Consider the following 13,967-nt stretch of genomic DNA (forward strand, 5'->3'; position numbering starts at 1 on the left):
AGAGCGGGTTGAGCGTATGAAATTCAAGCCAGGAGCCTTTTCGGCGATGACCGTCATTCTGCTCGCCGCGGCAGGCTGCTCGTCGACCGTGGCCTCGATCGGCCCGGCGAAATACGACAAAATGAGCTGCAGCGAACTCAACGTCGCGCTCGGCGACACCGCCACCGATATCTCGCGGACAGCAATCGCCCGCGGCAAGGTCGCAAGCACCAGCGTGCCTACATGGCTGCTGGGCGGCGAGCGCGTGAAGACGGCGGTGGCCAACCGCGAAACCGCAAAGATCGAACGACTGCAGCAACAGCAGCAGGTGATGGCCGCGATGCGAAAGCAAAGGTGCCCGTCCTCGCAATGACTGGCCGCCGCCCTCGCCTTACGCGCTCGCCCTGAACCGCTTCGAATCGATCGCCGCGTTCATCAGCGTCTGGGTGTAGGCCTCGCGCGGGTTGCCGAATATCTCTTCGGTCGGCCCCTCCTCGACGATCTTGCCCTGCTTCATGACGATGATGTAGTCGGCCATGGCGCGCACGACCGCGAGATCGTGGCTGATGAAGAGATAGGACAGTTCGTGGTCGGCCTGCAGCTTGCGCAGCAATTCGACGATCTGCTTCTGCACCGATCTGTCGAGCGCCGAGGTCGGTTCGTCCAGCACCACAACTTTCGGCTTCAGGATCATGGCGCGGGCAATGGCAATGCGCTGGCGCTGGCCGCCGGAGAATTCGTGCGGGTAGCGGTTGCGCGCATTGGGGTCGAGGCCGACCTCGCGCAGCGCCTCGACGGCGCGCTGGTCGCGCTGTTTCGACGTCAGCGAGGGCTCATGCACCAGCAAGCCTTCGGTGATGATCTGGCCGACCGTCATGCGCGGCGACAGCGAGCCGAACGGGTCCTGGAATACCAGCTGCAATTCATGCCGCAGCGGCCGCATCGTCTGCTTGTCGGCTTGCGAGATGTCGCGGTCGCCGAAGCGGATGACGCCGTCGCTGGGCAAGAGCCTGAGTAGCGCACGACCGAGCGTCGATTTGCCGGAGCCGGATTCGCCGACGATGCCGATGGTCTGGTTGCGCTTCAGCCGCATCGAGATCTTGTCCACCGCGCGCAGCATCAGCGGCTCGCCGCCGAGGAAGCCGCCGCCGATCTTGAAAACCACCTCGACATTGCGGCCCTCGAGCAGCACAGGCGCGTTGGCCGGCGGCGGCGACTTGGTGCCGGTCGGCTCGGCCGCGAGCAGCATCTTGGTGTAGGCATGCTGCGGGTTGGCGAAGAGCGCTTCGGCCTCGCCCTCCTCCACCACCTCGCCCTGCCGCATGACATAGACGCGGTCGGCGAAGCGGCGCACGATGCCAAGATCGTGGGTGATGAAGACGATCGCCATGCCGAGCTTGCGCTGCAGTTCGGCAAGCAGCATCAGGATCTGCGCCTGGATGGTGACGTCGAGCGCCGTGGTCGGCTCGTCGGCGATCAGTATGTCGGGGTCGTTGGCCAAGGCCATGGCGATCATGACGCGCTGGCGCTGGCCGCCCGACATTTCATGCGGATAGGATTTCATCCGCCGCTCGGGATCGGGAATGTGCACCAGCCTGAGCAGCTTCAGCGCCTCTTCCCGCGCCGCGGCCGCGGACAGCCCGCGATGGCGGCGGATCGGTTCGATCAGTTGGTTGCCGATGGTGTAGAGCGGATCGAGCGAGGTCATCGGCTCCTGGAAGATCATGCTGATCTTGCGGCCGCGCACCTTGTTGAGCTCGCTCTTGGTCATGGTCAAAAGGTTGCTGCCGCGATAGTCGACATGGCCAGTCGCCTCGCCGTTGGAGGACAACAGGTTCATTGCCGCCATCATCGTCTGGCTCTTGCCGGAGCCGGATTCGCCAACGACGGCGACCGTCTCGCCGGCATTGACCTTGATGTTGATGCCCTTGACCGCCTCCACGGTGCCGTCGAGGGTCTGGAAGCGGACGCGCAGGTCCTTGACGCTGAGGATGGTTTCGGAAGCAGCCATGTCAGCGGTCTTTCGGGTCGAGCGCATCGCGCAGGCCGTCGCCGACGAAATTCAGCGCGAACAGCGTCGAGACGAGGAAGAAGGCCGGGAAAAGCAGCAGCCAGTTGGCGTAGCCGATGTTTTTCGCGCCGACCGAAATCAGCACGCCCCAGCTGGTCATCGGCTCCTGCACGCCGAGGCCGAGGAAGGACAGGAAACTCTCCAGGATGATGACCTGCGGCACGAGCAGCGTCATGTAGATCACCACCGGCCCGAGCAGGTTGGGGATGACGTGGCGCAACAGGATGCCGCGCCGACCGACGCCCATGGCTTCGGCAGCCTGGACATATTCCTGCCGGCGGATCGACAGCGCCTGGCCGCGCACGATGCGGGCCATGTCGAGCCACAGCACGGCACCCACGGCCAGGAACATCAGCACGAAATTGCGCCCGAAGAACACCACCAGCATGATGACGAAGAAGATGAAGGGCAGTGAATAGAGCACGTCGACGATGCGCATCATCACCTCGTCGACACGGCCGCCGGCGAAGCCCGCGGTAGCGCCGTAGACGACGCCGATGACGCCGGCGACGACGCCGGCAAGCAGGCCGATGGCCAAGGAGATGCGCCCGGCCATCAGCGTGCGCGATAAGAGGTCGCGCCCGGTGTTGTCGGTGCCGAAGTAGAAATATTGCTGCTTGATGGCGGTGCTCATCGTCACTTCGAGCCCGTCGGGCGACTTGTTCTCGATCTTTGTGTCGTCGAAAGCGTCGGAGCGGTCGAGATAGCGCACGTTGCGATCGTCGATCGGCTTGGTGGAAATCAGGGTGACGATGACGCGATTGCCGTCCTGATGCCATTCCTTGACGTCGACGCGCATGCGCTTGGTGGCGTCCGTCAGCGCCCCCTGGATCATGTCCGGCTTGGGGTAGGCCGAGAGGCTCGGCGGCATGCGCACGTAGTCGCCATAGATGGTGGTGTATTCATGCGGCACGACCCAGGGGCCGAACACGCTGATGACGGCGATGAAAGCCAGATAATAGAGGCTGAACATGGCGGCGCGGTTGCGCTTCAGCCGCGCCCAGGCATTGCCCCAGAGCGAGCGTCCGACGACGGCCGGCGGTGCGGCGGCGGCTGCGATGTCAGTCATAGCGCACCCTCGGATCGACCACCGCGTAGAGCAGATCGACGATCAGGTTGAAGACGATGGTGAAGAGCGCGATCACCACCACGGTGCCCATGACCAGCGTATAGTCGCGGTTGAGCGCGGCATCGACGAAATAGCGGCCGACGCCGGGGATGGAGAAGATCGTCTCGACGATGATCGAGCCGGTCAACAGCGCCGCCGCCGCCGGACCGGTGAAAGAGACGATCGGCAGCACGGCGCCGCGCAGCGCGTGCTTGACCACCACCGACCAGTCGGAGAGGCCGAGCGCCCGGGCGGTGCGGATATGATGCGAGCGCAGGCTCTCGATCATCGAGCCGCGCATCAGCCGGGCTACGATGGCAATCTGCGGCAGGGCCAGCGTCAGCACCGGGCCGACCTTGTTGATCAGGGCGCCATCACCCCAGCCGCCGATCGGCAGGAGTTTCCAGGACAGTCCGAAGACAAGCTGGATCACCGGCGCGATGACGAAGGTCGGGATAGTGCTTCCGGCGGTGGCCAAAGCGATCACCGAATAGTCGGCAATCCTGTTCTGGTTGAGCGCCGCGATGGTGCCGAGGACCGAGCCGAGCAGCAGCGCCAGCACAAGGGCCGAGGTGCCGATCTGGATCGAGATCGGCAGGCCCTTGGCGAACAGCTCGGTGACGGTGAAATCCGGCAGATTGTAGCTCGGGCCGAAATTGCCGCGCAGCAAATTGCCGAGATAATGGACATATTGCAGCCAGAGCGGATCGTTGAGGCCGAACTGGGCCTCGATATTGGCCCTGATCTCGGGGCTAAGCCCCCGCTCCTGGTTGAACGGGCCGCCCGGGGCGACGCGGATCAGGAAGAACGCCACCGTCACGATGACGAACAGCGTCGGAATGGCGGTCAACAACCGCCGGAAGACATAACGCAGCATCGGCGCCCCGCTTCAGCCAGGGCGACGGCTCTCCAGACGAAGATCCGGCGCATTGGCATCTCTGATCTTCGCACCAGGCAGTTGAAAATCCAACCTGACTTTCAGCCCGGCACGACCACAGACCGCGGCCGCCGCTCTCAAAAGAAAGCGGCGGCGCGGCCAAGGTTTCCGGTCAGTCCTTGGTGATGAAGCGGGACGGATGGATGTCCATGACATTGTCGGTGAAGCCATGCAGCTTCGAGGACACGATGTCGTGGTAGCTGTAATAGAGCAGCGGGATCTGGCCGACATCGTCGACGAGGATGCGCTCGGCGTCGGCGAGGTCTTTCATGCGCTCTTCCGGCTTGCCGCCGGCGGCGGCGGCCTTGTCCATGGCAGCCTCGTAAGCCGGGCTGTCATAGTTCGAGTAGTTGTTGCCGCTCGCCTTGCGCGAGATGCCGAGGAAGGTCTCGGGATCCTTGTAGTCGGCGATCCAGGCGGCGCGGGCGACGTCGTAATTGCCCTTCTGCTCGAGGAAGCCGTAGTGGGTCTTGGTGTCGGTGTTGAGCAGCGTCACCTCGACGCCGAGCGGCTTCAGCTGTTCCTGGATGGCCACCGCGGTGTTCTTGTGGTTCTCCGAGGTGTTGTAGCGGATCTCCATCTTCAGCGGATGCTCGGGCGTGTAGCCGAGCTTCTCCAGCACCTTCTTGGCCGCGTCCTCGCGGTCGATCTGCGACATGTCGGCGAATTTGGCGAGCGACGGCGTGTAGCCCTCGACGCCCGGAGGCACCATCGAATATCCGGGCAGCATCGAGTTCTGCCAGACCTTCTCGGCGAGGAAGTCGCGGTCGATCGCCATCGAGATGGCGTTGCGCAGCTCGATGTTGTTCCACGGCTCCTTGTCGGTCTTGATGGCGTAGTAGTAGGTGCCGAGATACGGCCCGACGCGGATCTGGTCGCCGAACTTGGTTTTCAGGTCGGCAAGCTGCTCGGTCGGCAGGTCGTCATAGCTGTCGAGCTCGCCGGCCTCGAAACGCTTCATGGCCGAGGAGCGGTCCTCGGTCGGGATGTAGTTGACGGTGTCGATCTTGACGCTGGCCGCGTCCCAGAATTTCGGATTCTTGACCAGCTTGAGATGGTCGTTTGGCACCCACTCGGCCAGCGTATAGGCGCCGTTGGAGACGAGGTTGCCGGGCTTGATCCAGTCGGCGCCAAGCTTGTCCATCGAGGCCTTGTTGACCGGATAGGTCGCCTGGTGGGTCAGCATCTCGAGGAAGTAAGGCGTCGGCGCCTTCAGCGTGATCTCCAGCGTGTTGGCGTCGATGGCCTTCACGCCCATGTCATCGGCCTTGCCCTTCTTGGTGTTGAAGTCCTCGGCTCCCTTCACCGGATAGAGCATCGAGGCGTATTCGGCGCCGGTCGCCGGGTCCTCCAGGCGATGGAAGGCATAGACGAAATCCTCGGCCGTCACCGGGCTGCCGTCCGACCACAGGCCATCCTTGCGCAGCTTGAAGGTATAGACGGTGCCGTCGTCCGATACGGTCCAGCTCTCGGCGGCGCCGGGGATGAGATTGGTCTTCTCGTCCTGCATGACCAGTCCCTGGAACAGGTCGCGCAGGATGTTGGCTTCGTAGACGGTCGAGGTCTTGTGCGGATCGACGGATTCAGGCTCCGCGGCGCTGCCGCGGTTGTAGACAACTTCGGCAAAAGCGTGCGTGTAGAAGGCACCCGTGGACAGCGCCATGGTAGTGGCGAACACCGTCGCCTTCAGCATGTTTTTCAGCATGAAGTTTCTCCCTGTCGGCGCGGCCCCTCAGCCACACCTCCTTAAGTGTTGACGCTCCGGAACCGTTGAAACGGCCGTTTCAAGCGTGCCGCCGGTCCCTTCCGGCGGCGGGTGGCAGGAGACTAGACAGAGGAGTATTTTATTTCAACCATTGCCTGATTGACGCTAAGTGAGCGCCGTTGCGCTAAATCAGCGAAATCTAAAAGCTTAGAGCCTGACTTCAACTTGGCACACCTGTCGGTTGTTCAGCGCATTTTCTGTTTCTGCAAGCAGGTTTTGGCATTCTGCGCACCATGCTGAAGAACCGAAAAAGCTCCGTTTCGTGGTCTCGTTTGCGGGTGGACGCCGCGGGCACGACGGCGATCGAATTCGCCATGCTAGCGCCGGTCTTCATCCTGCTTCTGCTCGGCATGGTTGCATACGGAATCTATTTCGGCGCCAGCCATTCGGTGCAGCAGATCGCGGCCGATGCGGCGCGAACGGCGATCGCCGGGCTCAACCAGACGGAGCGGCAGGCGCTTGTGACCGATTTCATCGCCAACGATGTCTCAGGCTATCCCTTCGTCGATCCCAAGAAGCTGACGGTCAACGCGCAGGACAGCGTCGCCGACGGCAGCCAGTTCGTCGTCTCGGTCACCTACGACGCGCGCAACCTGCCGATCTGGAATCTGTTCCAAAGCCTGCCGCTGCCGGGCACGACGATCCAGCGCCAGTCGACGATCCGCGTCGGAGGCATATGATGCGCACCAAGGGGGGATTGTTGGCGACGACGCGGCGGCTGCTCGCCGACAGGACCGCCAATTTCGCCGTCATGACGGCGCTGTGCACGCCGGTGGCGCTGGCCTTGGCCGCCTTCGCCGTGGACCAGGGCGCGCTCTACAATGAACGCCGTGCCGCGCAGTCGATCGCCGACCTTGCGGCGATCACCGCGGCCTCGAACATCAACAATGCCCAGCAGGCGGCATTGACCACGCTGAGCGACAACGGCATCACCTCTGTCGCCGTCCAGCAGCAGGGCGCGACGGTCGCGCCGACCGCGACGAAGGCGGTCATCCAGGTGACGCCGGGACGTTATACCGGGATCACCACCGTCGCCGCCGGCAGCCGCTTCGAGGCGGGCAAAACGCCCTACAATGCCGTGCAGGTGACGCTGAAGAAGCAAGGCACGCTCTATTTTGCCGGCTCGATCATGGCGCCGCCGACGATCGGCACGAGTGCAATCGCCAGCGCGCAGCCGCAAGCAGCCTTCTCGGTCGGCTCGCGGCTCGCCAGCCTCAATGGCGGCCTTCTCAATGCGTTGCTCGGCGGCCTTCTCGGCGGCAACGTCTCGCTTAGCGTCATGGACTATAATTCGCTGGTCTCGGCCGATATCGATGTGCTTTCCTTCACCGATGCGCTGGCGACGCAATTGCACCTGACCGGCGTTTCCTACAGCGACGTGCTCGCCTCGAAGGCAACGGTCGGACAGATCGCCACGGCCATGGCCAACGTTCCCGGGCTTGGCAATACGGCCAAGGTGGCCTTGCAGATCATGGCCTCCAGCGCCACCAACAGCGTCAAGATCCCGCTCAGCACGTTGATCGATCTCGGCACGGTCGGCAATCTCGGCATCGGCCAGAAGCCGCCGGGACTCAACGTTTCGGCTAGTGCGCTCAGCATGCTGACGGCGGCGGCGGCCTTGGCAAACGGCAGCAACCAGGTTGCGGTCAATCTCGGCGCCACGATACCGGGACTGACATCGACGACGCTTGCCATCGCCATCGGCGAGCCGATGCAGAATTCGGCCTGGCTTTCGGTGGGAGGCGCAGGAACCGTGGTCCGCACGGCGCAGACGCGCATCAAGCTCAACGCCAGCGTCGGCATTGGAAACGGCAACAATGGCAACGGCTACGGCAATGGAAATGGAAACGGCAATGCCGGCGTAAATCTGGGCGGCGGCGTCAAGCTGCTCGCGGTCAACCTGCCGCTCAATGTCGAGGTCGCCTATGCGGAAGCCAAGCTGACCGATATCAGCTGTCCGACCGGTCCCTCGAGCATCCAGGTCTCGATCGCCGCCCAGCCTGGCGTGGTAGAGGCGCATCTCGCCGACAGCAATGCCACGGGCTTCGCCGACTTCACCAAGCCGCAATCCTTCACCAACGCCGAAATCGCCGATGTCAGCCTGAAGCTGCTTTTGATCAATCTCAGCCTGATCCAGATCAACGGCTCATCGGCCTTTTCGATCACCAACATGGCGCCGACCAACCTGACCTTCAACGCCACCGATATCGCCAACAAGACGATCAAGACGGTGTCGACCAAGAACCTGACGCAGTCGCTGACCACATCGCTGGTCAACAATCTGTCGCTGACGGTCAGCGCGCTTGGCCTCGGCATCGATGTCACCGCGCTTCTGGGCACGGTGAAGCCGGCGGTGGTAACGGTGCTCAACGGTGTGACCGCGCCGGTCGACAGCCTGCTCTACAACGTGCTCGGCGCGCTCGGCGTGCGTGTCGGCGAGGCCGACGTGCGGGTCACCGGCGCGACCTGCGGACGCTCGGTGCTGGTCCAGTAACTCCCATCGAGGCGATCAGCCAAGCGCACCGACGAAACAGCCCAAAGGCGGCAGCGCCACCCCCGTTTCCTCCAGCACGCCGCCAAGAACCCCGGCGACATCGACGGCAAGCGCCGTCACCTCGACATCGCCAAGCTCCGGCGGCGGCGCCCAGCCTGCCGCCTCGCCGGCGAAGTTGAAGACGCAAAGCAGTTTTTCCCCGTCAAGCTCACGGATGAACGCCAGCACATCGCCTTCCGCATCGAGGAAACGAATCGAGCCGCCGCTCAGCGCCGGATGGCGCTTGCGCAGCGCCAGCACCGCGCGATAGGCGGCAAGCACCGAAGCATCCTCGCCATTCTCCACATCCACCGCGCGGGCGCGCTGCGCCTGCGGCACCGGCAGCCAAGGCTTGCCGGTCGAGAAGCCGGCATTTTCGGCTCCGGCTTCCCAGACCATCGGCGTGCGGCAGCCATCCCTGCCCTTCACGCCCGGCCAGAAGCGTATGCCGAGCGGATCGCGCAGATCCTCATAGGCGAGTTCCGCTTCCTCGAGGCCAAGCTCTTCACCTTGGTAGAGACAGATCGAGCCACGCAGGCAGGCAAGCAACGCGATCGAGAATTTGGCCACCCCGTCCGGGTTGTCGCCGGGCCTGGTCCATCGGCTGACATGGCGCACGACGTCGTGGTTTGAGAAGGCCCAGCAGACCCAGCCGTCGGGCGCCGCCTTCTCGAACGCCTCGACGCAGCCGCGCACATGAGCGGCCGAAAATTGCGGCCCGAGCAGGTCGAACGTGTAGCACATCTGCAGCTTGTCGCCGCCCGATGTGTAAGCGGCGAGCGTCTGCAGCGAGCGCTCCTCGTCGCCGACCTCGCCGACCGCGGCGCGATCCGGGTATTCGTTGAGCAAAGCGCGGAAGCGCTTCAGGAAATCGAGGTTTTCGGGGCGCGACTTGTCGAACAGATGCTCCTGGAAAGCATAGGTGCTGGTCGAGCCATTGGTGCCGGCGACGCTCGCGGCCAAAGGCGGGTTGTCGCGCAGCCAGCGGTCGTGGACGTAATAGTTGACGGTGTCCAGGCGAAAGCCGTCGACGTCGCGTTCCAACCAGAAGCGAACGGTGTCGAGCAGCGCGTCCTGCACCTGCGTCGTGTGGAAGTTCAAATCAGGTTGCGCCGCAAGGAAATTGTGCATGTAATATTGCCGGCGGGTGGCGTCCCATTCCCAGGATGGTCCGCCGAAGACCGACAGCCAATTGTTGGGGGCGTTGCCGTCCGGTCTGGCGTCGGCCCAGACATACCATTCGGCCTTGGCGTTGTCGCGGCTGGCGCGGCTTTCGACGAACCATTCATGCTTGTCGGAAGAATGCGAGATCACTTGGTCGATGATGAGCTTCAGCCCCAGCCGATGCGCCTCGGCGATCAAAGCGTCGAAGTCCTCGAGCGTGCCGAAGATCGGATCGACGTCGCGGTAGTCGGACACATCGTAGCCCATATCGGCCATCGGCGACTTGAAGAAGGGCGACAGCCAGATGGCATCGACGCCGAGCGAGGCGACATGGCCAAGCCGCGCGGTGATCCCTTTCAGGTCGCCGCTGCCGTCGCCGGTGGTGTCCTGGAAGGAGCGCGGATAGATCTGGTAGATGACGCAGCCGCGCCACCACTCGGCCCCCTGCTCCGCATTCTCGCCACCCATCAGGAACCCTTCCTGGCGCGGGCCTTCCTGACCCGGCCTTCGATCATAAAATTGACGCTGCGGCCTGGCAGCGGCCGCGCCATGTCGACCGACTGTCCTTCGATTGCCGGACGCCACGCAAAACCCTCCCGCGTGGGTAAGGCGAAGACGCATTGGCGGCGGTCGCCATTGACCAGGACCGCAAGGCGGTCGCCTTCGCCATCGCCGAGCAGCATGACGAGGCGATGGCGCGCGGGATCGTTCCAGTCGGCTTCGCTCAAAGGCGCGCCGGTCTCGGCCAGCCAGGCGACATCGGGAATGTCCGAGCCTTGCGGCGGCTTTCCGGTGAGAAAGCGCGTGTCGGTCAAGGCCGGGAAGGCGCGACGCAGCGCCGACAGCGCCGATGTGTATGTCTCGAGCGCCCGGTCGCGGCCGGTCCAATCGAGCCAGGTGATGGCGTTGTCCTGCGCATAGGCGTTGTTGTTGCCTTGCTGCGTGCGGCCGAATTCGTCGCCGGCGGTCAGCATGACGGTGCCGCGCGAGGCAAAGAGCGTGGCCAGCAGCGCCCGCAGATCGTTCGATCGGGCTTTCACAATCGCCGTGTCGCCCGTCTCGCCCTCGACGCCGTTGTTCCAGGACAGATTGTCGTTGTGGCCGTCGCGGTTCTGCTCGCCATTGGCGGCGTTGTGCTTGCGCTCATAGGCAACGATGTCGGCCAGCGTCATGCCGTCATGCGCGGCGATAAAATTGACGCTACGGCTGACCGGCTGGCCTTCCCTGCCGAACACATCGGACGATCCGGCAAGCCGCGTGGCGAGCGAACCGATCGCGCCGGCATCGCCGCGCCAGAAGCGCCTGATATCGTCGCGGTAGCGGTCGTTCCATTCCAGGTATGGCGCACTGAAGTTGCCGAGCTGGTAGCCGTTCGGACCGATGTCCCACGGCTCGGCGATCAGCACGCGGTCGGCGAGCACAGGATCGGCCGCGATGGCGCGAAGCAGCGGCGCGTCCGGATCGAACGAACCACTGACGCGGCCAAGCACCGGCGCGAGGTCGAAGCGGAAACCGTCGACGCCGGCCTGGCGCACGAAATGGCGGAGCGTGTCTAGCACCATCTCGCGCACCAGCGGATGATCGCAGGCTACGGTGTTGCCGGTGCCGGTGTCGTTGGCCAAGCGGCCATCCGGCAGCTGCGTGTAATAGGCCTGCGCGTCAAGGCCGCGCAGCGACAAAGTCGGGCCCAACCGGTCGCTCTCGCCGGTGTGGTTGAAGACGAGGTCGAGGATGGTGCCGATGCCGGCCTTGCGCAACGCCGCCACGGTGTCACGCAGTTCCTTCAGGCCGCCCGGCGCCAGGCGCGGGTCGAGCGCCATGAAGGTGACGGGATTGTAGCCCCAGGCGTTGCTCAGGCCCAGCGGCGGCAGATGCCGCTCGTCGATCGAGGCGGTGATCGGCATCAATTCGACGGCGGAGACGCCGAGGCGTTTCAGATGATCGAGGATGGCGGGATGGGCGAGTGCTGCGATGGTGCCGCGCTGCGCTTCCGGCACATCCGGATGCAGCTTGGTGAAGGAGCGGACGTTGAGCTCGTAGATCAGGCCGCCTGGCTGGAAGACGGGCGGCAACGGCGCCACCGGCTCAGGCAGTGCGACCACGATTGCCTTGGGCATCAGCGAGGCCGTGTCGGCGCCTTCGTTGCGTTTGGCAGCGAGCCGCCAGTGGTACTGGTAGGGACGATCGATCTCGATGGCGTAGGGGTCGGTGAGCAGCTTGTCCGGATCAAACCATAGGCCGCGTTCTGGCGCATTGGGACCGTCCGCGCGAAAGCCGTAACGGGCGCCAGCTTTGATGTCTTGCACGAAGCCTTGAAAAGCCGCCCAATCCTCTCCCAGGGGCGGCAGTGGGGTTCGCACCAGCTCTATGCGTTGTGTCTCGACCGCGCCGGTCGGATCAAACAAAGAAACCCAGCCGCGTGTTGCGCTCTTCGAGGCAAAGGCAAATTGAACGCCCTTGCCGACAGCGTTGAACGACAGCTTGGCGCCCAGATTGCTCACGCTTGCCAACCTCGTTGGTTGTTGCAAACGTTGGAGATTGGCCAAAACCTCCACGACGTCGTCATCCCAGGGCGAAGCAGGAGCGAAGCTCCGTCGCGGAGACCCTGGGATCCATGCCGTGACCTCAAGCGTGGAGTACAGCGGAGCAGAATTCTGGACCGTGGCAACGCCCTGACGTCACGGCATGGATCCTCGGGTCTGCGCCGCGTCACTTCGCTCCTTGCTCCGCCCGTGGATGACGAAACATTGAGCGTGTCGGCCAACCGCCAAGATATCCTCAAGTAATCACGCTCGGCTTGTTGCGGCCGGTGTGGCTCTTGATGCCGGCGATGTCGTCGGCGGCGGCGATGAGGTCGGCGAGCGCTTCCTGGGTGTCGAGGTCGTGCCTGGCCTTGTCCGGCTCGTACCGCTCGATGTAAACGCGCAACGTGGCACCCGAGGTGCCCGTGCCGGAGAGGCGCAGCACGACGCGCGAGCCGCCTTCGAACAGGATCCGGATGCCCTGGTTCTTGCTCACCGAACCGTCGACCGGATCGTGATAGGCGAAATCGTCGGCCTTGGCGATCTTGAGGCCACGCACGCTGGTGCCGGGCAGCGAACCGAGCTTGGCGCGCAGTTCATCGACCAGCGCGTTGGCACGGTCGCTTTCGACCTCCTCATAGTCGTGGCGCGAATAGTAGTTGCGGCCGTAGGTCTCCCAATGCTTGGTGACGATGTCCTTGCAGCTCTCGCCGCGCACGGCGAGGATGTTGAGCCACAGAAGCACCGCCCACAGACCGTCCTTCTCGCGCACGTGGTTGGAACCGGTGCCGGCGCTCTCCTCGCCGCAAATCGTCGCCATGCCGGCGTCGAGCAGATTGCCGAAGAACTTCCAGCCGGTCGGCGTCTCGTAGATGCCGATGCCGAGCTTTTCGGCGACGCGGTCGGCGGCGCCGCTGGTCGGCATCGAACGCGCTATGCCCTTCAGGCCTTCCTTGTAGCCGGGCGCCAGAGTGGCGTTTGCGGCAAGCATCGCCACCGAGTCCGACGGGGTGACGAAGATGCCCTTGCCGATGATCAGATTGCGGTCGCCGTCGCCGTCGGAAGCCGCGCCGAAATCCGGCGCGTCGGGTCCCATCATCTCGTCATAGAGATGTTTTGCGTGGACCAGGTTCGGATCGGGATGATGGCCGCCGAAATCCGGCAGCGGCTTGAAGTTGCGGCAGGTGCCGTTGGGCGCGCCCAAGCGCCGCTCGAAGATCTCCTTGGCGTAGGGGCCGGTCACCGCATGCATGGCGTCGAAGCGCAGGCGGAAGCCGTATTTGAAACTGGCGCGGATGGCGTCGAAGTCGAACAGGCTTTCCATCAGCTCGGCGTAGTCCTTGACCGGGTCGAAGATCTCGACCGTCATGTCGCCCGCCTTGACGGTGCCGATGGTGTCGATGTCGATCTCGCCGATATCGGCGATCTTGAAGCTCTTGATCTCCTTCGACTTGGCGAAGATCGCGTCGGTGATCTTCTCCGGCGCCGGGCCGCCATTGCCGGCATTGTACTTGATGCCGAAATCCTCGTGCGGGCCGCCCGGATTGTGGCTGGCCGACAGGATGATGCCGCCAAAGGTCTTGTATTTGCGGATGATGTTGGAGGCGGCCGGCGTCGACAGAATCCCGCCCTGACCGACCATCACCTTGCCGAAGCCGTTGCCGGCGGCAATGGCGATCGCCTTCTGGATGACCTCGCGGTTGTAGAAGCGGCCGTCGCCGCCGATCACCAGCGTCTTGCCTTCGAAACCTTCCAGCGCGTCGAAGATCGACTGGATGAAGTTCTCGGCATAGTGCTCCTGCTGGAACACGGGCACCTTCTTGCGCAGGCCCGACGTGCCCGGCTTCTGGTCGGTATAGGGTTTGGTGGGGACGGTTCTGATCATGTC

Annotated in this window: 10 protein-coding genes; 3 read left to right on the top strand and 7 right to left on the bottom strand. The window is 63.9% G+C overall.

The genetic code is table 11. The features are described 5' to 3' along the window. Positions 1–46 precede the first annotated feature (46 nt). Complete coding sequence (locus FJ988_RS14110) at positions 47–352, top strand: hypothetical protein (protein WP_246688537.1); 306 nt, start codon at positions 47–49, stop codon at positions 350–352. An 18-nt stretch (positions 353–370) separates the two neighbouring features. On the opposite strand, the gene FJ988_RS14115 is transcribed toward FJ988_RS14110, so the two are convergent. From FJ988_RS14115 to FJ988_RS14130, 4 genes are all read right to left on the bottom strand, one after another. Next, positions 371–1,990 carry an ABC transporter ATP-binding protein gene (locus FJ988_RS14115; RefSeq protein WP_140818628.1) on the bottom strand — a complete coding sequence of 540 codons (1,620 nt, stop codon included), beginning with the start codon at positions 1,988–1,990 and terminating at the stop codon, positions 371–373. Position 1,991: 1 nt separating this feature from the next. Beyond that, complete coding sequence (locus FJ988_RS14120) at positions 1,992–3,119, bottom strand: ABC transporter permease (RefSeq protein WP_140818630.1); 1,128 nt, start codon at positions 3,117–3,119, stop codon at positions 1,992–1,994. After that, complete coding sequence (locus tag FJ988_RS14125; RefSeq protein ID WP_140818632.1) at positions 3,112–4,035, bottom strand: ABC transporter permease subunit; 924 nt, start codon at positions 4,033–4,035, stop codon at positions 3,112–3,114. The genes FJ988_RS14120 and FJ988_RS14125 overlap by 8 nt, the downstream gene beginning before the upstream one ends. Positions 4,036–4,207: 172 nt before the next feature. Continuing rightward, positions 4,208–5,800 (bottom strand): peptide ABC transporter substrate-binding protein, encoded by a 1,593-nt coding sequence (locus FJ988_RS14130; RefSeq protein ID WP_140818634.1) that lies wholly within the window; start codon positions 5,798–5,800, stop codon positions 4,208–4,210. Between the two features lie 293 nt (positions 5,801–6,093). On the opposite strand from FJ988_RS14130, the gene FJ988_RS14135 reads away from it, so the two are divergent. Both FJ988_RS14135 and FJ988_RS14140 read left to right on the top strand, forming a co-directional pair. Beyond that, entirely contained in the window at positions 6,094–6,540 is a 447-nt protein-coding gene (locus FJ988_RS14135) for a TadE family protein (RefSeq protein ID WP_140818636.1), read from the top strand. Then, the gene (locus FJ988_RS14140) at positions 6,537–8,354 is read left to right on the top strand and encodes a pilus assembly protein TadG-related protein (RefSeq protein ID WP_140818639.1); all 1,818 of its coding nucleotides are present in this window, start codon (positions 6,537–6,539) and stop codon (positions 8,352–8,354) included. The genes FJ988_RS14135 and FJ988_RS14140 overlap by 4 nt, the downstream gene beginning before the upstream one ends. A 15-nt stretch (positions 8,355–8,369) precedes the next feature. Here FJ988_RS14140 and FJ988_RS14145 read toward each other — a convergent pair whose 3' ends face one another. The 3 genes from FJ988_RS14145 to FJ988_RS14155 form a co-directional block, all read right to left on the bottom strand. Next, a complete protein-coding gene (locus tag FJ988_RS14145; protein ID WP_140818641.1) occupies positions 8,370–10,025 on the bottom strand; it encodes an alpha-glucosidase family protein in 1,656 nt (551 codons plus the stop codon). Continuing rightward, positions 10,025–12,058: a glycogen debranching protein GlgX gene (gene glgX, locus FJ988_RS14150; RefSeq protein ID WP_140818644.1), complete on the bottom strand. Its 2,034-nt coding sequence runs from the start codon at positions 12,056–12,058 to the stop codon at positions 10,025–10,027. Before glgX ends, FJ988_RS14145 begins: the two co-directional genes overlap by 1 nt. Before the next feature lie 277 nt (positions 12,059–12,335). Next, positions 12,336–13,964, bottom strand: a complete 1,629-nt coding sequence (locus tag FJ988_RS14155; RefSeq protein WP_140818646.1) for an alpha-D-glucose phosphate-specific phosphoglucomutase — start codon at positions 13,962–13,964, stop codon at positions 12,336–12,338. Positions 13,965–13,967 lie beyond the last annotated feature (3 nt).

It is taken from the genome of Mesorhizobium sp. CU3 (assembly GCF_006442965.1).
GTDB lineage: Bacteria > Pseudomonadota > Alphaproteobacteria > Rhizobiales > Rhizobiaceae > Mesorhizobium.

What these genes read in the sequence shown, in the direction of transcription:
- FJ988_RS14110 (WP_246688537.1), top strand. Translation starts at nt 47, where the DNA reads ATGACCGTCATTCTGCTCGCCGCGGCAGGCTGCTCGTCGACCGTGGCC.
- FJ988_RS14135 (WP_140818636.1), top strand. Translation starts at nt 6,094, where the DNA reads ATGCTGAAGAACCGAAAAAGCTCCGTTTCGTGGTCTCGTTTGCGGGTG.
- FJ988_RS14125 (WP_140818632.1), bottom strand. Translation starts at nt 4,035, where the DNA reads ATGCTGCGTTATGTCTTCCGGCGGTTGTTGACCGCCATTCCGACGCTG.
- FJ988_RS14145 (WP_140818641.1), bottom strand. Translation starts at nt 10,025, where the DNA reads ATGGGTGGCGAGAATGCGGAGCAGGGGGCCGAGTGGTGGCGCGGCTGC.
- FJ988_RS14140 (WP_140818639.1), top strand. Translation starts at nt 6,537, where the DNA reads ATGATGCGCACCAAGGGGGGATTGTTGGCGACGACGCGGCGGCTGCTC.
- FJ988_RS14120 (WP_140818630.1), bottom strand. Translation starts at nt 3,119, where the DNA reads ATGACTGACATCGCAGCCGCCGCCGCACCGCCGGCCGTCGTCGGACGC.
- FJ988_RS14130 (WP_140818634.1), bottom strand. Translation starts at nt 5,800, where the DNA reads ATGCTGAAAAACATGCTGAAGGCGACGGTGTTCGCCACTACCATGGCG.
- FJ988_RS14155 (WP_140818646.1), bottom strand. Translation starts at nt 13,964, where the DNA reads ATGATCAGAACCGTCCCCACCAAACCCTATACCGACCAGAAGCCGGGC.
- FJ988_RS14115 (WP_140818628.1), bottom strand. Translation starts at nt 1,990, where the DNA reads ATGGCTGCTTCCGAAACCATCCTCAGCGTCAAGGACCTGCGCGTCCGC.